Origin of the sequence: Streptomyces mirabilis, assembly GCF_018310535.1 — a bacterium.
Lineage (GTDB): Bacteria > Actinomycetota > Actinomycetes > Streptomycetales > Streptomycetaceae > Streptomyces.
The window spans coordinates 869,284-889,114 of record NZ_CP074102.1 but is presented as its reverse complement, the minus strand read 5'-3'; the positions used below and the strand labels follow the sequence as shown (position 1 = coordinate 889,114).

16 protein-coding genes and 1 pseudogene are annotated in these 19,831 nt (G+C 69.8%); 9 read left to right on the top strand and 8 right to left on the bottom strand.

From position 1 onward, the window contains the following. Nucleotides 1–17: 17 nt before the first annotated feature. Nucleotides 18–791, top strand: a complete 774-nt coding sequence (locus SMIR_RS04040) for a DUF4118 domain-containing protein (protein ID WP_249938338.1) — start codon at nucleotides 18–20, stop codon at nucleotides 789–791. Between the two features lie 157 nt (nucleotides 792–948). Further along, the gene (locus tag SMIR_RS04035) at nucleotides 949–2,877 is read left to right on the top strand and encodes an NAD-binding protein (RefSeq protein ID WP_349636891.1); all 1,929 of its coding nucleotides are present in this window, start codon (nucleotides 949–951) and stop codon (nucleotides 2,875–2,877) included. 30 nt (nucleotides 2,878–2,907) lie between these two features. Here SMIR_RS04035 and SMIR_RS04030 read toward each other — a convergent pair whose 3' ends face one another. Next, nucleotides 2,908–3,465, bottom strand: coding sequence for a hypothetical protein (locus SMIR_RS04030; RefSeq protein WP_249938337.1), 558 nt, complete (start codon nucleotides 3,463–3,465; stop codon nucleotides 2,908–2,910). Between the two features lie 163 nt (nucleotides 3,466–3,628). On the opposite strand from SMIR_RS04030, the pseudogene SMIR_RS04025 reads away from it, so the two are divergent. The 7 genes and pseudogenes from SMIR_RS04025 to SMIR_RS03995 form a co-directional block, all read left to right on the top strand. Next, nucleotides 3,629–3,976: pseudogene (locus SMIR_RS04025) on the top strand (amino acid permease); the annotation flags it as partial. 301 nt (nucleotides 3,977–4,277) lie between these two features. Next, nucleotides 4,278–4,367 carry a K(+)-transporting ATPase subunit F gene (kdpF, locus tag SMIR_RS04020; protein ID WP_016434100.1) on the top strand — a complete coding sequence of 30 codons (90 nt, stop codon included), beginning with the start codon at nucleotides 4,278–4,280 and terminating at the stop codon, nucleotides 4,365–4,367. A gap of 8 nt (nucleotides 4,368–4,375) precedes the next feature. Next, nucleotides 4,376–6,040, top strand: a complete 1,665-nt coding sequence (gene kdpA, locus SMIR_RS04015) for a potassium-transporting ATPase subunit KdpA (protein WP_168489368.1) — start codon at nucleotides 4,376–4,378, stop codon at nucleotides 6,038–6,040. A 35-nt stretch (nucleotides 6,041–6,075) separates the two neighbouring features. Continuing rightward, nucleotides 6,076–8,181: a potassium-transporting ATPase subunit KdpB gene (kdpB, locus tag SMIR_RS04010; protein WP_212726526.1), complete on the top strand. Its 2,106-nt coding sequence runs from the start codon at nucleotides 6,076–6,078 to the stop codon at nucleotides 8,179–8,181. A 6-nt stretch (nucleotides 8,182–8,187) separates the two neighbouring features. Continuing rightward, the gene (locus tag SMIR_RS04005) at nucleotides 8,188–8,856 is read left to right on the top strand and encodes a potassium-transporting ATPase subunit C (RefSeq protein WP_212726525.1); all 669 of its coding nucleotides are present in this window, start codon (nucleotides 8,188–8,190) and stop codon (nucleotides 8,854–8,856) included. A 125-nt stretch (nucleotides 8,857–8,981) separates the two neighbouring features. Then, nucleotides 8,982–9,665 (top strand): response regulator, encoded by a 684-nt coding sequence (locus SMIR_RS04000; RefSeq protein WP_212726524.1) that lies wholly within the window; start codon nucleotides 8,982–8,984, stop codon nucleotides 9,663–9,665. A gap of 123 nt (nucleotides 9,666–9,788) precedes the next feature. Continuing rightward, complete coding sequence (locus SMIR_RS03995) at nucleotides 9,789–12,335, top strand: DUF4118 domain-containing protein (RefSeq protein WP_212726523.1); 2,547 nt, start codon at nucleotides 9,789–9,791, stop codon at nucleotides 12,333–12,335. 51 nt (nucleotides 12,336–12,386) lie between these two features. Here the strand turns inward: SMIR_RS03995 and SMIR_RS03990 are convergent, their stop codons facing one another. The 7 genes from SMIR_RS03990 to SMIR_RS03960 form a co-directional block, all read right to left on the bottom strand. Next, nucleotides 12,387–12,770, bottom strand: a complete 384-nt coding sequence (locus SMIR_RS03990; protein ID WP_212726522.1) for a helix-turn-helix domain-containing protein — start codon at nucleotides 12,768–12,770, stop codon at nucleotides 12,387–12,389. A 94-nt stretch (nucleotides 12,771–12,864) separates the two neighbouring features. Beyond that, nucleotides 12,865–14,514, bottom strand: coding sequence for a potassium-transporting ATPase subunit KdpA (kdpA, locus tag SMIR_RS03985; RefSeq protein ID WP_212726521.1), 1,650 nt, complete (start codon nucleotides 14,512–14,514; stop codon nucleotides 12,865–12,867). A gap of 2 nt (nucleotides 14,515–14,516) precedes the next feature. Then, the gene (locus tag SMIR_RS03980) at nucleotides 14,517–15,404 is read right to left on the bottom strand and encodes a potassium-transporting ATPase subunit C (RefSeq protein WP_212726520.1); all 888 of its coding nucleotides are present in this window, start codon (nucleotides 15,402–15,404) and stop codon (nucleotides 14,517–14,519) included. Between the two features lie 2 nt (nucleotides 15,405–15,406). Further along, complete coding sequence (gene kdpB / locus SMIR_RS03975) at nucleotides 15,407–17,572, bottom strand: potassium-transporting ATPase subunit KdpB (protein WP_212726519.1); 2,166 nt, start codon at nucleotides 17,570–17,572, stop codon at nucleotides 15,407–15,409. Beyond that, the gene (gene kdpF / locus SMIR_RS03970) at nucleotides 17,572–17,661 is read right to left on the bottom strand and encodes a K(+)-transporting ATPase subunit F (RefSeq protein ID WP_101403875.1); all 90 of its coding nucleotides are present in this window, start codon (nucleotides 17,659–17,661) and stop codon (nucleotides 17,572–17,574) included. Before kdpF (SMIR_RS03970) ends, kdpB (SMIR_RS03975) begins: the two co-directional genes overlap by 1 nt. 133 nt (nucleotides 17,662–17,794) lie before the next feature. Next, entirely contained in the window at nucleotides 17,795–19,183 is a 1,389-nt protein-coding gene (lysA, locus tag SMIR_RS03965; protein WP_249938336.1) for a diaminopimelate decarboxylase, read from the bottom strand. A gap of 9 nt (nucleotides 19,184–19,192) precedes the next feature. Continuing rightward, on the bottom strand, nucleotides 19,193–19,609 hold the full coding sequence (locus SMIR_RS03960) for an SAV_915 family protein (RefSeq protein ID WP_212726518.1): 417 nt from the start codon (nucleotides 19,607–19,609) through the stop codon (nucleotides 19,193–19,195). Nucleotides 19,610–19,831 lie beyond the last annotated feature (222 nt).

The window sequence follows — 19,831 nt, the reverse complement described above, 5'->3', positions numbered from 1 at the left end:
GGCTCGGAGCCGTCGTGATGAGCGCAGGAGGTGACGGCGTGATGACCGGCTATCCGCTCCGGGACCGGCTCGCCCTGGTGGCGGGCGTGGTGGGCCCGTTCCTGGTCGCGCTCGCGCTCGTGCCCTTCCGTACGGATCTCTCGCGCACGAACGCGGCGCTGATCCTGGTCGTGGTGGTCGTCGCGGTCGCCGCCATCGGGAACCGCCTGGCAGGCGCGCTCGCGGCGCTGTCGGCGGCGGCCTGGTTCGACTTCTTCCACACCCGTCCGTACCAGACCTTCGACATCACCGCGTCCGCGGACATCGAGACGGCTGTTCTGCTGCTGATCGTCGGCCTGATCGTGTCCCAGCTCGCGGCCCGCGCACGCCGCCTCGAAGTGATCACCGTGACGGACGCGGGTTACCTCGCCCGGATCCACGAGACGGCCGACCTCGCCCAGTCCGCCAAGTCCTCGGACACCGTGGTCGACCACGTCCGTCGCGAGCTGACCGAGCTGCTGGGCCTGCGCGGCTGCCGCTTCGAGTACGGCACCCTGATGGGGCAGCCGCCGCGCCTGGAACAGGACGGGAACGTGGCGGTCGGGCGGCGGCACTGGGACGTCGACGCGAGCGGCTGGCCGGACGGCGAGATCGAGCTGCGGACGTACGGCAACGGCCACTACCTCGGCCGCTTCATGCTCACCCCCGGCCCGGGCCCCGTACCGCCGCTCCCAGCACGCCTGGTCGCGGTCACCCTCGCCGACCAGACGGGCGCGGCCCTCGACACGGCGGGGCCGGTCAAGGACGGCTGACACCTGGGAGTGGCTGGGCGGGTGATGCCAGGGCAGCAGTCACGTCGGCACGGCTGAAGGACGCCTACGGGACGAGATGACAGACGCATACGGAACGTTGACGCCGAACCCTCGCCCACCAGGAACGGGTACGTCCGTGCTGCCGTTCTAGACTGATGTGACGTCAACTCTCCATCTCCGCACGGAACTTGGCCCCCGCTCCCAGCACATGGTGATCTGCGGCGACGACGGGCTCGCGCACCGGCTCGCCGTCGAACTGGACGCAGTGTGCGGCGAGGCCGTCACCGTCGTATTACCCTCCCGGCGCGACGAGCACGGCGCCGAGATCGCCGCGCTGCACCGTGACCCGCGCTCGCCCATCGAGCTGCTGGTGTCGGCGCACCCTGACGAGCAGACCCTGCGGGCTGCGGGCGTCCAGCGGGCCGCGGCCCTCGCGCTGACCTATGGCGACGACCAGGTCAACATGACCGCGGCGCTCCTGGCCCGGGGCCTCAACCCGTCGATACGCCTGGTCATCCGTATGTTCAACCGCGAGCGCGGCCGCCACCTGGAGCGCCTCCTCGACCGCGCGGCCGCCGAGATCATCGGCGGTGGCGACGACGATCCCCGGCCGGACATGTCCACCACGGTGCTGTCCGACGCCGACACCGCCGTGCCCGAACTGGTGGCCGCCGCCACGGTCGGCCACGGCCACACCCTCCAGGTCGAGGGCAAGGTCTTCCGCGGCGTCGTACGGGCCGCCGGATCGGCGCCCCGAGCGACCGATCTGGCCACGCTCGCCGTGCTCTCCGGCGCACACGAGGACGACCCGGCGAGCGAGGACAGCGCCGAAACGCCGGGAGAGGACGGCACGCAGCTGCTGCCGGACACCCGCACCGCCTACCACCGCCAGTTCACGCACGGCCGGCTGATGTTCGAGGAGGTCACCCATCACCACGCGCCCGAGCCGGCCGCCAGGGAGCGGCGCGGCTCTGTCGGCGGCTGGCTGCGAGCGCGGCTCGCGCACCTGCCGTGGCGGGTCTTCCTCTCCCATGACGTCCTCGCGGTCTTCGGGGCGCTGGCCGCGATCGTGCTGGCGCTCACCGTCGCCACGGCGCTGTTCGCCGACGAGCATCCGTGGTGGAAGAACGTCTACCTGCCGATGCTGGACATCTTCACCATGGGTGACCCGGCCACCGGCGAGGTCGTGGCCCGACGGGTGCTGCAGCTGATCGCGGGCTTCGTCGGGCTCGCCGTACTCCCACTCGTCGTGGCCGCCACCATGAACGCCACCGAGGCGTTCCGCACCGCCTCCGCCGGCCACCCGCCCGCCGACGACCTCAAGGATCACATCGTCGTGGTCGGTCTCGGCAAGATCGGCACCCGGGTGCTCGCACAGCTGTGCACCACCGATCATGAGGTCGTCGCGGTCGAACGGGACCCGCACGCGCGCGGCGTCGCCCTCGCCCGCGACCTCGGTGTACCCCTGGTGCTGGAGGACGCCGGAGCGCCGGGTGTCCTCGACCGGGCACGCATCCGGCACAGCAAGTCGCTGCTGGTCCTCACCCGCGACGACGGCGAGAACCTCGACATCGTGATGGCCGCACGGGAGACCAACCCGGATGTACGGGTGGTGATGCGGCTGTACGACGACGACTTCGCCGCCACCGTGCAGCGCACCCTGCGCGCCTCCTACCCCGACGCGCCCACTCGCAGCCGCAGCGTTTCGGCGCTCGCCGCGCCCTCGTTCGCCGCCGCGATGATGGGTCGCCATGTGCTGGGGGTGATGCCGGTCGAGCGGGGCTCGCTGCTGTTCACGGTGGTCGACGTGGCCGGGCACCCCGAACTCGAGGGCCGCTCGGTCCATGAGGCGTTCCGGGAGCACGAGTGGCGGGTCCTGGCCGTCGGCTCCGCCGCGGCGCACCCCGCGTCGTCCTCCGGGGACACCCTCGCCGGGATGCGGTTGCGCCGGCCCGGCTTCGACTGGCGTCCGCCGCACGGGCGGGTGCTTCGGGCGGGCGACCGAGTCGTGCTGGCGACGACGCGGCGCGGTCTGGACATCCTCATGACCGGGGTGCAGCCGCATCCGGTGGACAGACGGGGATGAGGGTGGTGCGCGGACGGGAGAGCGGGGGGCTCAGTCCAGGCCGGAGACCTTGAACACGGTCAGGGCGGTCTCGCGATCGATCCGTTCCGAGACCTTGCGCAGCGCGGTCGCCCCGCAGGTGAGTGATCCGGACGCCGCCGACCTCTGGGCGTCCTCGTCCAGGCGGCGCCACAGCTCGGGGTTGTTCACGAGGACCTGGGGGTTGATCTCGACCCGTACGCCGAACATGTCCCGCAGGAGGAGCCGCTGCGAGACGCCGTCCAAGCAGCGCACCGACACCAACAGGTCGGTTCGTACCCGCCGCTTCCGCAGCAGTCCGCGCGAGGCCAGCCAGCCCTCGCCCGCGCTGACCCTGGGCGGGTACAGCACGAGGAACAGGAGTACGCCGAGTCCGGCCCACAGCGCGCCGCGTAGGGCAGTGAGGGTGCCCTCTCCCCAGTCGATCAGCAGCAGAAGGGCGAGGAGTACGGCCGCACAGCGGATCGAGCTGCGCAGATCCCCCGCCCAGCGGCGGTCGTGCGTCACTTCCGCGGGCGGCTCTGCAGGAGTGTGGACCGCGTCGTCTCGCGCGTCGTTGCGGCGTCCCATAGTGCCGAAGGTAGAGATCCGGAGGACCCAACCCTCACACTTTGACGCGACCCTGATGGGCACCCTGCTCGTTTTTGACGCCTGGTCGTAGTGCATGCCGTCGGGAAGTTGTTTGCCCCGGTGTGAGTCGTGCGGGGCAGTGTGAGCACGGCGCCGAAACCACGCCGCCTCCCTCGGGGACGAGGTACGTGCCGTCACGGTGTGCCACCCCGACACCGAGGACCGCGCCCAGGTCGCGGCCCTGGAGCACGCCTGGGAGGAGTGGAACCCCGGGGTCCCACTCGTTCGGCTCGCCTCCGAGCGCCGGGCACTCGGCCGCCCCATAGCGTCGTACGTGTGTCGAATAGCGGTCTACGAGCCCGGCACCCGCATCACCGTGCTGATCCCCGAGGTCGAGCCGGACCGCCTGTGGCAGCGGCTGCTCCAGAACCAGCGGGGCGCGGTCGTCGCCCACGCGGTGCGCCGTGACACGGACGCGGCGATCTGCCGGCTGCGGTTCCGCCTCTCGTGACGCCTCACCTTGACCGCCCACACCTCGCTGGTGCGGGTCGTCGGCGTTTCAGGCGGACGGGGGTATCGGTTCCCGCAGATGGATGAGTCGGCCGTAAGAGTTCCATCAAAGGTGTACGAGGCTCCGTATGGGAGGCGTCAACGGCGCTCGAATCCGGCCAGAGAGGCGGTTTCCTCTATCCGTCCGTTCCCTTCATTCCGAACCTCTCCTAGGAGTTCGCGATGGCCGATCTGGCCTTCGTCGTCACCACGATCGCGGTGTTCGCGCTGGTGGCCCTCGTCGCCAAGGGGGTGACGAAGCTGTGACCGCCGAGAACATTGTCGGCCTGGTCGTGGCCGTCGCCCTGCTGGGCTATCTCGTCCTCGCCCTGATCTTCCCGGAGAGGTTCTGAGCCTCGATATGAGTCCCGTTCTTGCCGGCGTGCTTCAGCTGCTCGCGCTCATAGCGGCGCTGGCCCTCGCCTACGTCCCCCTTGGCGACTACATGGCCAAGGTCTACTCCTCCGACAAGCACTGGCGTGTGGAGAAGTGGATCTACAAGGGCATCGGCGCCAATCCGAACACGGAGATGCGCTGGCCCGCGTACCTGCGCGGCGTCCTCGCCTTCTCCGCGGTCAGTGTCCTCTTCCTCTACCTGCTGCAGCGCCTCCAGGGTCATCTGCCCGGCTCGCTCGGCTTTGCCGCGATCGACCCGGACCAGGCGTTCAACACCGCCGCGTCGTTCGTCACCAACACCAACTGGCAGTCGTACTACGGCGAGCAGGCCATGGGCCATGTCGTGCAGACCGGCGGCCTGGCGGTGCAGAACTTCGTCTCCGCCGCGGTCGGTATCGCCGTCGCCGTGGCGCTGGTGCGCGGCTTCTCGCGCTCCCGTACCGGTGAGCTGGGCAACTTCTGGGCCGACCTGGTGCGCGGTACGGTCCGTATCCTGCTGCCGCTCTCGGTGGTCGCCGCGATCGTCCTGGTCGCGTGCGGTGCGATCCAGAACTTCTCCGGGATCCACTCGGTGGGCCAGTTCATGGGCGGTTCGCAGCAGTGGAACGGCGGTGCGGTCGCTTCGCAGGAGGCCATCAAGGAGGTGGGTACCAACGGTGGCGGTTACTTCAACGCCAACTCCGCGCACCCCTTCGAGAACCCCACCCCGTTCTCGAACCTGTTCGAGATCTTCCTGCTGCTGGTCATTCCGTTCGCGCTGACCCGCACCTTCGGCCGTATGGTCGGCAGCCTGAAGCAGGGCTACGCGATCCTGGCGACGATGGCCACGATCTGGCTCGGCTTCATCGCCCTGATGATGTGGACCGAGTTCGCCCACCACGGTCCGGCGTTCCAGATCGCGGGCGGCGCGATGGAGGGCAAGGAGAACCGCTTCGGTGTCGGCGCCTCGTCGATCTTCGCGGTGTCGACCACCCTGACCTCGACGGGTGCGGTGGACTCCTTCCACTCCTCGTTCACCGGCCTCGGCGGCGGTATCACCATCCTGGGCATGCAGCTCGGCGAGATCGCGCCGGGTGGTACCGGTTCCGGTCTCTACGGCATGCTGATCATGGCGATCATCGCGGTGTTCATCGCGGGTCTGATGGTCGGGCGCACGCCCGAGTACCTGGGCAAGAAGATCGGCACCCGCGAGATCAAGTTCGCGGCCTGCTACATCCTCATCACCCCGGCGCTGGTGCTCGTCTTCACCGCCGCGGCGATGGCCCTGCCGACTCCGGGCCACTCCATGACCAACAGCGGGGCGCACGGCTTCTCCGAGATCCTGTACGCCTACTCCTCCGGCGCCAACAACAACGGCTCGGCCTTCGCGGGCCTGAACGCCGACACGCAGTGGTTCAACAGCACGATCGGCATCGCGATGCTGCTCGGCCGCTTCCTGCCGATGGTGTTCGTGCTGGCGCTGGCCGGTTCGCTCGCCGAGCAGAAGCCGGTCCCGGCCACCGCGGGCACCCTGCGCACCGAAAAGCCGCTGTTCACCGGCCTGTTGGTGGGCGCCATCCTGATCATCACCGGTCTGACCTACTTCCCGGCGCTCGCGCTGGGTCCGCTGGCCGAGGGGCTGGCGTCTTGACCACTCGCACAGATTCGCCTTCAGAAGAGGACTCGATGTCCACAGTCACTCCGACCCGGGCGCCGCACAGTGACGTGCCGACCGGCCACAAGACTGACGAAAGCCGTGTCGGCGCGGGTCTGTTCGACCCGAAGCAGTTGCTGAAGTCGCTGCCGGACGCCTTCCGCAAGCTCGACCCGCGGGTGATGGTCAAGTCGCCCGTCATGTTCGTGGTGCTGGTCGGGTCGGTCCTGACGACGGTCTTCTCCTTCAAGGCCCCGGGTGACTGGTTCGGCTGGGCGATCAGTGCCTGGCTGTGGCTGACCGTGATCTTCGCCAACCTGGCGGAGGCGGTGGCCGAGGGCCGCGGCAAGGCGCAGGCGGACACCCTGCGCAAGGCGAAGACGGACACGGTGGCGCGCCGGCTCTCCTCGGACGGCACGTCCGAGGAGGAGGTGCCGGGCACCGAACTGCGCGTCGGCGACCTGGTCGTCTGTGAGGCGGGCGACATCATCCCCGGTGACGGTGACGTCGTCGAGGGTGTGGCGAGCGTCGACGAGTCGGCCATCACCGGTGAGTCGGCCCCGGTCATCCGCGAGTCCGGCGGCGACCGCAGCGCGGTGACCGGTGGTACGAAGGTCCTCTCCGACCGGATCGTCATCAAGATCACGACGAAGCCCGGCGAGACCTTCATCGACCGGATGATCGCTCTGGTCGAGGGCGCGGCCCGGCAGAAGACGCCGAACGAGATCGCGCTGAACATCCTGCTCGCGTCGCTCACGATCGTCTTCCTGCTCGCGGTGGCGACCCTGCCGCCGTTCGCCGACTACGCGGGCACGCACCTCACGATGGTCGTCCTGGTGGCCCTGCTGGTCTGCCTGATCCCGACGACGATCGGCGCGCTGCTCTCGGCGATCGGTATCGCGGGCATGGACCGGCTGGTCCAGCGCAACGTCCTGGCCATGTCCGGCCGTGCGGTCGAGGCCGCCGGTGACGTCTCCACGCTGCTGCTGGACAAGACCGGCACCATCACCCTCGGCAACCGTCAGGCCTCCGAGTTCGTGCCGGTGTCGGGGACGACGGAGGCCGAGGTGGCCGACGCCGCGCAGCTGTCGTCGCTGGCCGACGAGACGCCCGAGGGCCGCTCCATCGTCGTGCTGGCGAAGGAGAAGTACGGGCTGCGCGAGCGGCACCAGGGCGAGTTGTCCGGGGCCGAGTGGATCGCCTTCACCGCGCAGACCCGTATGTCGGGTGTGGACGTCGACGGACGCAAGATCCGCAAGGGCGCGGCCGGTTCGGTCATCGCCTGGGTCCAGGAGCGGGGCGGCGAGGTGTCCGCGGACGCCGACACCCTCGCGGGCCGGATCTCGGAGGCGGGCGGCACGCCGCTGCTGGTGGCCGTCGAGGACACCGAAGGCGCGCGCATCCTCGGGGTCATCCACCTGAAGGACGTTGTCAAGGAGGGCATGCGGGAGCGGTTCGACGAGCTGCGCCGGATGGGCATCAAGACCATCATGATCACGGGTGACAACCCGCTGACGGCCAAGGCGATCGCGGACGAGGCGGGCGTCGACGACTTCCTCGCGGAGGCGACTCCCGAGGACAAGATGGCGCTCATCAAGCGGGAGCAGGCGGGCGGCAAGCTCGTCGCGATGACCGGTGACGGCACGAACGACGCCCCGGCGCTGGCGCAGGCGGACGTGGGCGTGGCGATGAACACGGGTACGTCGGCCGCGAAGGAGGCCGGCAACATGGTCGACCTCGACTCGAACCCGACCAAGCTCATCGAGATCGTCGAGATCGGCAAGCAGCTCCTCATCACCCGGGGCGCGCTGACGACGTTCTCCATCGCCAACGACGTCGCGAAGTACTTCGCGATCATCCCGGCGCTGTTCGCCGCGGTCTACCCGGGCCTGGACAAGCTGAACATCATGCACCTGTCCTCGCCCGACTCGGCGATCCTGTCCGCGGTCATCTTCAACGCGCTGATCATCATCGCGCTGGTGCCGCTCGCTCTGCGGGGTGTGCAGTACCGGCCGGTGAGTGCCGACAAGATGCTGCGGCGCAACCTCGGGATCTACGGCATCGGCGGCCTGATCGCCCCCTTCATCGGCATCAAGATCATCGACCTGCTCATCTCCCTCATCCCCGGAATCGGCTGATCGGCTATGAACAACTCGGTTACGAACACTGCCCGGTTGCTCTGGGCGGGCCTGCGGGCCCTGCTCGTGCTCACCGTCGTCTGCGGGGTGCTCTACCCGCTGGCCATCACCGGCGTGGCCCAGGGCCTGTTCTCCGACCAGGCGAACGGCTCGGAGATCAAGGCGAACGGCAAGGTCGTCGGTTCCTCGCTGATCGGCCAGTCCTACAACCTGCCGCTGAAGAAGGGCCAGGAGACCCCGGACGCCGACCTGAAGTGGTTCCAGGGCCGCCCCGCGAACGGGCTGGGCGCCAACAGCGTCAACACGCAGTACAAGCTGATCCTGTCGGGCGCCACCAACCGTTCGGGTGACAACGCCGACCTGATCAAGTGGGTCAAGGACGCCAAGGCCGCCGTCATCAAGGACAACTCGGTGAACGGCTACACGGTCAAGCCCTCCGACGTGCCCGCCGACGCGGTCACCTCCTCCGGCTCGGGCCTGGACCCGGACATCTCCCCGAAGTACGCCGACATCCAGGTGCACCGGATCGCGGAGAACAACGGCCTGCCCGTCGCCCAGGTGCAGAAGCTGGTCGACGAGCACACCGACGGCCGCACCCTCGGCTTCATCGGCGAGCCCCGCGTCAACGTCCTGGAGCTCAACATCGCGCTCAAGGGACTTGTGGCGAAGAGCTGATGGCCTTAGGCGCACCGCGCGGGAGTTGGCGGACGGGGAACAGACCCCGGTTCGTCAACTCCCGCGTTCACGAGGCCGGTTCCGTATGGTTCCGGCCCGCCGTACGACAGGAAAGGCGCACACTGATGACCCGGGTACTGGTGGTGGAGGACGACCCTCAGCTCGTCCGGGCCCTCGTGATCAACCTGCAGGCCCGCAAGTACGGCGTGGACCCCGCCCCCGACGGCACCACCGCACTGCGCATCGCCGCCGCCCGGCAGCCCGACGTGGTCCTGCTCGACCTCGGCCTGCCCGACATGGACGGCACGGACGTCATCAAGGCCCTGCGCGGCTGGACCCGCGTACCGATCCTCGTGCTGTCCGCCCGCCGGGCCTCCGACGAGAAGGTCGCGGCCCTGGACGCGGGCGCCGACGACTACATCACCAAGCCGTTCAGCATGGACGAACTCCTCGCCCGACTGCGCGCCGCCGTCCGCCGCACGGACGACGTTCCGCTGGCCCCCGAGACGACGCTCGTCACGACGGACGGATTCACCATCGACCTGCTCGCCAAGAAGGCCACCCGCGCCGGGCACGACGTACGCCTCACACCGACCGAGTGGCATCTGCTGGAGATCCTGGTCACCAACCCCGGCCGGCTCATCACACAGAGACACCTGCTGGCGGAGGTATGGGGAGTCAGCCAGAGCAACAAGACCAACTACCTGCGGGTCTACATGGCCCAACTCCGCCGCAAACTTGAGGCTGACCCCGCCCACCCCCGCTACCTCATCACCGAGCCGGGCATGGGATACCGCTTCGAAAGCTGAGCCTCTGGATGAGTTCCCACCCGGATTCCTGGCCGAGTCCCTGACCTGATCCTTGACCGAATCCCTTTCGAGACCGGCCCCGGCACCCCACGGCCCCGCCCGTGGAGACGAAGAGAAGAGAAGATGGCACGCGGCAAGCTTCGGATCTACCTCGGTGCGGCACCGGGGGTCGGCAAGACGTACGCGATGCTCTCCGAGGCGCACCGCCGGGTCGAGCGGGGCACCGACTGCGTCGTCGCCTTCGTGGAACACCACCACCGGCCGCGCACCGAGGTGATGCTGCACGGCCTGGAGCAGATCCCTCGCAAGGAACTGGAGTATCGCGGCACCGTCTTCACGGAGATGGATGTGGACGCGGTGCTCGCACGGCAGCCCCAGGTGGCCCTGGTCGACGAACTGCCCCACACGAACATCCCCGGCTCCCGCAACACCAAGCGCTGGCAGGACGTCGAGGAACTCCTCGCCGCCGGCATCGACGTCATCTCCACGGTCAACATCCAGCACCTGGAGTCACTGGGCGACGTCGTCGAGTCCATCACCGGCATCCGGCAGCAGGAGACCGTCCCGGACGAGGTCGTACGCCGGGCGGACCAGATCGAACTGGTCGACATGTCACCGCCCGCGCTGCGCCGCCGTATGGCGCACGGCAACATCTACAAGCCCGACAAGGTCGACGCGGCCCTGTCCAACTACTTCCGGCCCGGCAACCTCACCGCCCTGCGTGAACTCGCCCTGCTGTGGGTGGCCGACCGGGTCGACGAGTACCTGACCGAGTACCGCAGCGAGCACCAGGTCTCGAAGATCTGGGGCTCCCGTGAGCGGATCGTCGTCGGCCTCACCGGCGGCCCCGAGGGTCGCACGCTGATCCGCCGTGCCGTGCGCCTAGCGGAGAAGGGCGCGGGCGGCGAGGTGCTGGCCGTCTACATCGCCCGCAGCGACGGCCTGACTTCCGCGTCACCGAAGGAACTGGCCGTCCAGCGCACGCTCGTGGAGGACCTGGGCGGCACCTTCCACCACGTCATCGGGGAAGACATACCGACGGCGCTCCTGGACTTCGCGCGCGGCGTCAATGCCACACAGATCGTCCTTGGCGTGTCGCGCCGCAAGGGTTGGCAGTACGTTTTCGGACCCGGTGTCGGCGCGACGGTGGCCCGCGACTCGGGTCCCGACCTCGACGTCCACCTGATCACCCACGACGAGGCGGGCAAGGGACGCGGACTGCCCATGGCCCGGAGTGCGCGGCTCGGCCGGTCCCGGGTCGTCTGGGGCTGGCTGGTCGGCGTCGCCGGGCCGGCCCTGCTCACCCTGCTGCTGACCGGCGTCGCGCCCGAAGTCGGCCTGGCCAACGACATGCTGCTGTTCCTGGCGATGACCGTGGCCGCCGCCCTACTGGGCGGCCTCTACCCGGCGCTGGCCTCGGCGGTGGTGGGTTCCCTGCTGCTGAACTGGTTCTTCACCCCGCCCGTCCACACCCTGACGATCGCCGACCCCAAGAACATCGTCGCCATCGCGATCTTCGTCGGCGTGGCCGTGTCGGTTGCCTCCGTGGTGGATCTCGCGGCGCGGCGTACGCACCAGGCGGCCCGGCTGCGCGCCGAGTCGGAGATCCTCTCCGTTCTGGCGGGCAGCGTGCTGCGCGGCGAGACCAGCCTGGAGGCCCTGCTGGAACGGGTCCGGGAGACCTTCGGCATGGAGTCGGTCGCACTGCTGGAGCGGGCCAGTGACGTCGATCCGTGGACCTGCGCGGGCAGCGTGGGCACGCGAACGGCGGTCGCACGGCCGGAGGACGCGGACGTCGACATGCCGGTCAGCGACCGCATGGCACTGGCGCTCTCGGGGCGGGTGCTGCCGGCGGAGGACCGGCGGGTGCTCGCCGCGTTCGCCGCCCAGGCCGCGGTGGTCCTGGACCGGCAGCGGCTGCAGTCCCAGGCCGACCAGTCCCGTGCGCTGGCCGAGGGCAACCGCATCCGCACGGCACTGCTGGCCGCGGTCAGTCACGACCTGCGTACCCCGCTGGCCGGGATAAAGGCAGCGGTCTCCTCGCTCAGGTCAGATGATGTGGCCTGGTCGGAGGAGGACCGGGCGGAACTCCTCGAAGGCATCGAAGAGGGTGCGGACCGCCTCGACAACCTGGTGGGCAACCTGCTGGACATGTCCCGGCTCCAGACGGGCACGGTCACTCCGCTGATCCGCGAGATCGACCTCGACGAGGTGGTGCCGATGGCGCTCGGCGGGGTCCCCGAGGACAGCGTGACGCTGGACATCCCCGAGACGCTGCCGATGGTCGCCGTCGATCCCGGCCTGCTGGAGCGGTCGGTCGCCAACCTCGTGGAGAACGCGGTGAAGTACAGCCCGGCGGGCGCACCGGTCCTGGTCGCGGCGAGCGCCATGGCCGACCGGGTGGAGGTACGGGTGGTGGACCGTGGTCCCGGGGTCCCCGACGAGGCCAAGGACCGCATCTTCGAACCCTTCCAGCGCTACGGCGACGCTCCCCGTGGCGCGGGCGTCGGTCTTGGCCTCGCGGTCGCGCGTGGCTTCGCCGAGGCGATGGGCGGCACCCTCGCCGCCGAGGACACCCCCGGCGGCGGCCTCACCATGGTCCTCACCGTCCCGGCGGCGTCCGGCATCGAGCCGGTCCGCCCCGACCTTCCGGTGACTGCCACCTCTTAGCGCTCCGGATAGGGGCGAATGGGACGTGGCCGGCGGGTGGTCGGCACGCTGTCAGTCCTGCTGTGGTCGTTCCTCGAACGGGAACAGGATCGGGCTCAGCAGGTGAAGGCCCCGGTCCGGTGCGGGTTTGTTGTCCATTCTGGACACGATGGCGCCGCGCACCTCGCTGATGAGTTCGGCGAGTTCGTCCTGGCTGAGCCAGAGCGGGACCTGGATGTAGCCCACCGAGTCGGCGGTCGGGTCGGCGTGACCCCGGTCGAGGTAGGCGTTGAATTCGGCGAGCAGGGCGGCCATGGCCCCCGCGAACGCGTGGCGGTGCTCTTCCAGGGACATCGACGCGGCCGTTTCCGGATCGATCTTCGCCCGCGTTCGACGCAGCCGGTAGCGGCGCTCGACGGCACCGTGCACCCGCTGTTCGTCGGCGACCTCCAGCACTCCCGCCTCGGCCAGCAGGCCGACGTGGTCGTGTGTGTCGTGCCGTACCGGCTGAGCCTGTGAGGGATCGCAGGCTCAGCCGGTGCTCGGGCCGCTACAGCAGGCCGTCGGCGATCGTGCCGAGCGACAGCGCCGGAAGGAAGTTGAGCAGTGCCAGGACGACGGCCGCGGCGGTGGCCAGGACGACGAAGTTGACGCCCTGGGCGCGCAGCGTGCCGACCGTGACGACGCCCGGCTGCTGCTTGGCGAGGCGTCCGGCCAGGGCCAGCACGGCGACCATCGGGAGATACCGCCCTGCCAGCATCGCGAACACCATCAGCAGGTTGTGGAAGTCGGTGGCGCCGTTGAAGCCGGCCATCGCGCTGCCGTTGCTGTTGGTGTTGCTGGTGTACGCGTAGATGAGTTCGGTCAGGCCGTGTGCTCCAGGGTTCCCCATCGAGGTCTGGCCGTCGTCGAAGGCGAGCGCGACACCCGTGCACGCGAGGATCACGGTCGGCGGGATCAGCGCGTACACGACCACCCACCGCATCTCGCCGTACCCGATCCGCTTGCGCAGGTATTCGGGCGTGCGGCCGACCATCAGACCGCCGAGGAAGACGGCCACCAGGACCACCATGATCAGGCCGTAGAGCCCGCTGCCGGTGCCGCCGGGGGCGATCTCGCCGAGCATCATCGCGGACAGCAGCACACCGCCGCCGAGGCTGGAGAAGCTGTCGTACGAGGAGTTGGCCGCGCCGTCCGCGGAGCCCGTGGCCCCCACGCCGAAGAGCGTCGAGCCGGGGATGCCGAAGCGGGTCTCGGTGCCCTCGTACGATCCGCCGACCGCCTGGGTGACCGTGCCGGTGTGGGCGCTCTGCGCGAGCGTGCCCGCGGCGAGGAGCAGGCCGAAGAGGATGCCGACGACCGTGAGCAGGGTCCAGCTCTGCTTCAGGCTGCCGATCATCCGGCCGAACATGCGCACGCAGGCCGTCGGGATGAGCAGCATCAACACGATCTCGAAGGCGTTCGTCCAGGCGCTCGGGTTCTCGAAGGGGTGGGCGCTGTTGGCGTTGAAGACGCCACCGCCGTCACCGGTGAACAGCTTGATCGGTTCCCAGGAGCCCACCGGCCCGTCGAGGATCGTCTGCCTGGCACCCGCGACCGTGGTGACGGTGTGTCCGCCGCCGAGGCTCTGGATGACACCGCCCGCCATCAGGATCAGGCCGCCGACGACCGCCATCGGCAGCAGGATGCGGAAGATCGTGCGCAGCAGGTCGACCCAGAAGTTGCCGAGGTCGTCCGTGGACCGTCGGACCAGGCCCCGGACCAGGGCGAGGGCGACGCAGATGCCGACCGCCGCCGACGCGAACGCCTGGACGCCCAGGCCCGCCATGACGGCGAGATGGCCGGTGGTGGACTCACCGGCGTAGTTCTGCCAGCTGGTGTTGGTCGTGAACGAGACGGCGGTGTGCAGCGCGAGCCGCCACGGCATGCCCTCGTGACCCGTCGACCAGGGCAGCTTGCCCTGAAGGGTGAAGAGGGCGAAGAGCGCCGCGACGCTCATGACGGAGAAGGCGAGCAGGGCGGTGAGGTAGTGCCGCCAGGTCTGTTCCTTGTCCGGGTCGATTCCGCAGACGCGATAGAGGGTCTTCTCTCCCCTCCAGTGCTTCCCGCCGTCGAGGGCGCGGGCCATGTAGTCGCCGAGCGGGACGTGCAGCCCCACGACCACGGCGAGAATGATCGATGCCTGGATCCAGGCCGCCATGATCAGGCTCCCTGCTTCGGAGACGACGCGGATGCCGCGGTCGTCGGGTACTTGCGGTCGAGCGCGATGTTCAGCTCGACGACATTGACGCCCGGCTCGCCGAGCACACCGAGCGCACGCCCGGTGGTGTACTTCGCGATCAGCCCCCGTACGTCGGCCACGGTCGCGCCCCGCTCGCGTGCGACGCGCGGCGCCTGGAGCTTCGCGTACGCCGGGCTGATGTGCGGGTCGAGGCCGCTGCCGCTCGCGGTGACCGCGTCGGCGGGAACGACCGGGTTCGCCGGGGCGTCGCCGCGCACGGGGACGGTCACGGCGTGGCTGTAGTCCGCGCCGGGCTTCGCGCACGAGACACGAACCCCCTTGTACGTGGCGAGGAACGGCAGCGCGGGGCAGGCCTGGTCGAGGCTGACCACCTTGGTGACACGACCGCTCGTGCCACCCTCGTGGAAGACGCCGAGAACCGCGCCGACACCGTCGTCCGTGCAGTACGGGCGCGAACCGTCGACGCCTTCGAGGTCGCCGACCGCCTTGCTGCGCCCGCACACCAGGGTGAGCAGGCTCGGCTTGTCCTTCGTGTCGACGACGGACTCGGGGCCCTGGTTGCCGGCTCCGGACGCCGTGGCGTCGTATCCGGTACCGGCGTTGGAGGGCCGGGACTGGAAGTACTTCTTGACGGGGTTGCCCTTGGCGTCGGTGAAGGACTGGCCGATGAGTGAGGATCCGGCCGGTTTGCCGTCGGCGCCGGTGACCTCCGACTTGCCGTCGAGTCCGGGGACTTGGGCCGCGGCCACCATGGCCAGCGGATAGGCCAGGCCGGTCAGGAGAGTCAGGACGAGGACCACCCGGAGTGCTGCGATGTGCTGGGCGAGCCAGTGCGGGATGCGTGTCATGGTCAGATCCCCGGGATGAACTGGACGAGGGCGAAGTCGATGAACTTGATGGCCAGGAACGGGGCGACCACGCCGCCGAGTCCGTAGATCCACAGGTTGCGGGTGAGCAGGGCGGAGGCGCTGCTCGGCCGATAGCGGACACCGCGCAGGGCGAGCGGGATCAGCGCCACGATGACCACCGCGTTGAAGACGACCGCGGAGAGGATCGCGGACAGCGGCGAGTGCAGAGCCATGATGTTGAGCCGGTCGAGGCCCGGGTACACCGCGGCGAACATCGCGGGCAGGATCGCGAAGTACTTGGCGATGTCGTTGGCGATCGAGAAGGTCGTGAGCGCGCCCCGGGTGATGAGGAGTTGCTTGCCGATCTCGACGATCTCGATGATCTTCGTGGGGTCGGAGTCGAGGTCGACCATGTTGCCGGCCTCCTTGGCGGCCGACGTGCCCGTGTTCATCGCCACGCCCACGTCCGCCTGCGCGAGCGCCGGTGCGTCGTTCGTGCCGTCGCCCGTCATCGCGATGAGGTGACCGCCGGCCTGCTCCCGCTTGATCAGCTCCAGCTTGTCCTCGGGCGTGGCCTCGGCCAGGAAGTCGTCGACTCCCGCCTCCTCGGCGATCGCCTTGGCGGTCATCGGGTTGTCGCCGGTGATCATCACCGTACGGATGCCCATCCGGCGCAGCTCGTCGAAGCGTTCGCGCAGGCCGGGCTTGACGACGTCCTTGAGGTGGACGACACCGAGTACCTCGGCCCGGCCGTCGCTCGTGGACTGCGCCACGGCCAGCGGCGTACCGCCTGACGCGGAGACCTGTTGGACGGTCGCCTCCAGTGCGTGCGGAACCTCGCCGCCCTGCTCGCGCACCCACGCCGCCACCGATGCCGCCGCGCCCTTGCGCAGCCGTTGCCCGCTGGGAAGGTCGACTCCCGACATGCGGGTGGCGGCGGTGAACGGCACCCACTCGGCGCCGTTCGTGACCCGCTCGGTCAACTCGTGCTTCTCGTAGGCGAATTCGACGATGGAACGACCCTCCGGCGTCTCGTCGGCCAAGCTGGAAAGGAGCGCGGCCTGCGCCAGTCGCTCCATGGGGACCGCCCCGACCGGGAGGAACGCGCTCGCCCGCCGGTTGCCGAAGGTGATCGTGCCGGTCTTGTCGAGCAGCAAGGTGTTGACGTCGCCGGCCGCCTCGACCGCCCTGCCGGACATGGCCAGGACGTTGCGCTGCACCAGCCGGTCCATGCCCGCGATGCCGATCGCCGAGAGCAGCGCGCCGATCGTGGTGGGGATCAGACAGACCAGCAGCGAGACGAGGACGATGGCGGTGACACCGTTCGCGGTCAGCGCCGCGGTGTCGTGCGCGGCGGCCATCGCGTCCTTGGAGAAGATCGCCATCGGCTGCAGGGTCACGACCGCGACCAGGAACACGAAGGTCAGCATGACCAGCAGCAGGTTCAGCGCCAGCTCGTTGGGGGTCTTCTGCCGGTTGGCACCCTCGACCAGGGAGATCATCCGGTCCAGGAAGCTCTCCCCGGGCTCCTGGGTGATCCGTACGACGAGGTGGTCGGAGAGCACCCGGGTGCCGCCGGTGACCGCGCTGCGGTCGCCGCCCGACTCGCGGATGACCGGCGCGGACTCACCGGTGATCGCCGACTCGTCGACGCTCGCGGCGCCCTGGATGACGTCGCCGTCGCCGGGGATCAGCTCCCCGGCCGGTACGGACACGATGTCGCCGCGCCTCAACTCGGACGCTGCGACGGCCTCTTCGAGGTAGGCGTCCTGAGTTGCCCCGGGCTCCCAGCCCGCGAGGCGCCAGGCGGTGGTCTGCTGCCGGGTCCTGCGCAGCGAGTCGGCCTGTGCCTTGCCGCGGCTCTCGGCCACGGCCTCGGCGAGGTTGGCGAAGACCACCGTCAGCCACAACCAGCCGGTGATCAGCCACGCGAAGAGGCTGGGGTGGAAGACCGCGATGCCGGTGGTGAGGGCGGCGCCGACCTCGGTCACGAACATGACCGGGTTGCGGAACAGGGTCACCGGATTCAACTTGCGCAGCGCCTGGGGGAGCGCGCGCCACAGCTGCGTCGGATCGAGCATTCCGGCGCCGACCCGGCGCGGCTGCCCGGGGCCGGGCGGAGGGGAGTCCGGTACGGGCGCGGGCCGGGTCTCGGCGGGAGCGGACATCAGAACTTCTCCGGCTTGATCAGGGCTACCACGAGGTAGGCGAGCAGTGAGACGGCCACGATCAGGCCGACGGTGTTTTCGACGGTCATCGAGACCTCGTCCTCACACATAGAGGTATGCAGATAGGGGGCATTCAGTGATCTTTCGGACTGCCCGTGGTGTACAACGGGCAGTCCTCCGCCGAGGTGGAGCTCGGCGGAGGTCCAGGGAAGGGACTCGGTGTTACAGCCCGACGTCCCGGCGGCTCATGTCGTCCAGCGACTCACGCCGTACGAGCACACGCGCGATGCCGTCCGACACCGCGACCACCGGCGGGCGGCCGACGAGGTTGTACCCGGACGCCATGGACAGGTGGTACGCGCCGGCCGCCGGGACGGCGAGGAGGTCGCCGGGGTGTACGTCGCCCGGGAGCGCCACTTCGTCCGCGAGGATGTCACCTGCTTCGCAGTGGCGGCCCACGACGGTGACGAGGCGGGGCGGTGCGGAGGAGGGGCGGCCGATGAGCCGGGGCGCGTACCGCACTCCGTACAGCGCGGGCCTGGGGTTGTCGCTCATACCGCCGTCGACCGCGACGAAGGTGTGCGCGCCGGTGCGTTTGACGGCCAGCACCCGGTAGACGGCGACGCCGGCGGGGCCGACGATGGCCCGGCCGGGTTCGAGGGTGAGCCGGGGCACGGGCAGTCCGGCGCGGGCGCAGCCGTCCTCCAGCTCGGCGCGGACCCGCCCGGCCAGGACGGAGATGTTCAGGTGCTCCTCGCCGGGGCGGTAGGCGATGGCGTGGCCGCCGCCGATGTTCAGCTGGGGGAGGGCGATGCCGTGCTGGTCGCGGATGCGGGCCAGCAGTCCGACCATGCGCCGCACCGCCGCGACGTACGGTTTCACGGCGGCAACCTGTGAGCCGATGTGGCAGTGCAGGCCGACGAGTTCGAGATGCGGCTGGTCGAGTATCCGGGTGACGGCGTGCTGCGCGGAGCCGTCCGTGAGCGACAGACCGAACTTCTGGTCGTCGGTGCCGGTGCGTACCTTGGCGTGTCCGCCGGCCGCGATGCCGGGCACCACGCGCACCATCACCGGCTGGCGGGTCCCGGCGGGTGTGATCGCGGCGAGCCGGGCGATTTCGGAGGTGCTGTCCACGACGATGCGTCCGACACCGAGCCGGAGGGCTGTGCGGAGGTCCTCGGGGCTCTTGGCGTTGCCGTGCATCACGATCTTCTCCGGCGGGAAGCCGGTGGTGACGGCGAGCGCGAGTTCCCCGGCGGAGCAGACGTCCAGGCCCAGGCCCTCTTCCTGGACCCAGTGGGCCATGGCCCGGCACAGGAACGCCTTGGCGGCGTAGACGATGTCGGCGTCGGGGAACGCGGTGCGATACGTGCGGCAGCGCTCGCGGACCTCGTGCTCGTCGAGGACGTAGACCGGGGTGCCGAAGCGGTCGGCGGCCTCGGCGAGGGAGACACCGCCGACGGAGACGTCCCCGTGGGGTTCGGGGCGGGCGGAGCGGGGCCAGACGGAGAGGCCTTCGGCGTCTCGCGCGTCGGCGTGGGCTGCTTCGCCGGGGCTGTCGGTCCCGGGTGCCGGGTGGAGTTCCTGAGCGGACAGTTCCTGAATGGACATGACGCCTCCTCAGCCGATCAGCAGGTTCAGGCACGCGACGACGGCGGCGGCGCCGGTCACCCGCAGGGCGCCGACGTGCTGGGGATGCCAGCGGCGCCAGGAGTTCTCGCGCTCACGGGCCGTGGCCGCGGTGCGGTCGGCCGAGGGGGCGGAGAACTGCGGGTCGACGGTGAGGGCGGTGACTCCCAGAGGCGCGGCGAGAGCGCGCAGCGCGGGTTCGGAGAGCCTGATGGAGGCCTGGTCCGGGCCCAGTGTGGCGGTGAGTTTCGCCGCTGAGGTGAAGCCGACGGCCGTACGGCCGCCGAGGGGGGTGCGGAAGAACCGGGCCGTACAGCCCGCGGGCCCCGACCGGACGGGGACGAAGAGAAGTCCGGCCGGGAAGCGTTCAGAAGGCTCGGGGTCCTCGGAATGCTCGACTGGAGACATGGTGCGGCTCCTCGAAGAAGGCGACGTGCGCCGCGCGGTCGGATCGGCCGGGCGCTTCGATGAAGCTATGCCCGCCCGAGCGGGTGCGGGGCCCCTCACTGACGGATGCTTGACGGGAAGCCCCCGACCCATAACGCGACGCTGATGGGCAGGAGGATGCCTGGTCAGCGGTGCGTCCGAGACTGCGGGCAGAACCGCACCGGGGCAGCACTGGGGCAGCAC

Excerpts from the sequence above, each read along its gene's own strand:
- SMIR_RS04030 (WP_249938337.1), bottom strand. The coding sequence starts at position 3,465 with ATGGGACGCCGCAACGACGCGCGAGACGACGCGGTCCACACTCCTGCA.
- SMIR_RS03980 (WP_212726520.1), bottom strand. The coding sequence starts at position 15,404 with ATGACACGCATCCCGCACTGGCTCGCCCAGCACATCGCAGCACTCCGG.
- SMIR_RS03995 (WP_212726523.1), top strand. The coding sequence starts at position 9,789 with ATGGCACGCGGCAAGCTTCGGATCTACCTCGGTGCGGCACCGGGGGTC.
- SMIR_RS04000 (WP_212726524.1), top strand. The coding sequence starts at position 8,982 with ATGACCCGGGTACTGGTGGTGGAGGACGACCCTCAGCTCGTCCGGGCC.
- lysA (WP_249938336.1), bottom strand. The coding sequence starts at position 19,183 with ATGTCCATTCAGGAACTGTCCGCTCAGGAACTCCACCCGGCACCCGGG.
- kdpB (WP_212726526.1), top strand. The coding sequence starts at position 6,076 with ATGTCCACAGTCACTCCGACCCGGGCGCCGCACAGTGACGTGCCGACC.
- kdpA (WP_168489368.1), top strand. The coding sequence starts at position 4,376 with ATGAGTCCCGTTCTTGCCGGCGTGCTTCAGCTGCTCGCGCTCATAGCG.
- kdpF (WP_101403875.1), bottom strand. The coding sequence starts at position 17,661 with ATGACCGTCGAAAACACCGTCGGCCTGATCGTGGCCGTCTCACTGCTC.
- SMIR_RS04040 (WP_249938338.1), top strand. The coding sequence starts at position 18 with ATGAGCGCAGGAGGTGACGGCGTGATGACCGGCTATCCGCTCCGGGAC.
- SMIR_RS04005 (WP_212726525.1), top strand. The coding sequence starts at position 8,188 with ATGAACAACTCGGTTACGAACACTGCCCGGTTGCTCTGGGCGGGCCTG.
- kdpA (WP_212726521.1), bottom strand. The coding sequence starts at position 14,514 with ATGGCGGCCTGGATCCAGGCATCGATCATTCTCGCCGTGGTCGTGGGG.
- kdpB (WP_212726519.1), bottom strand. The coding sequence starts at position 17,572 with ATGTCCGCTCCCGCCGAGACCCGGCCCGCGCCCGTACCGGACTCCCCT.
- SMIR_RS03960 (WP_212726518.1), bottom strand. The coding sequence starts at position 19,609 with ATGTCTCCAGTCGAGCATTCCGAGGACCCCGAGCCTTCTGAACGCTTC.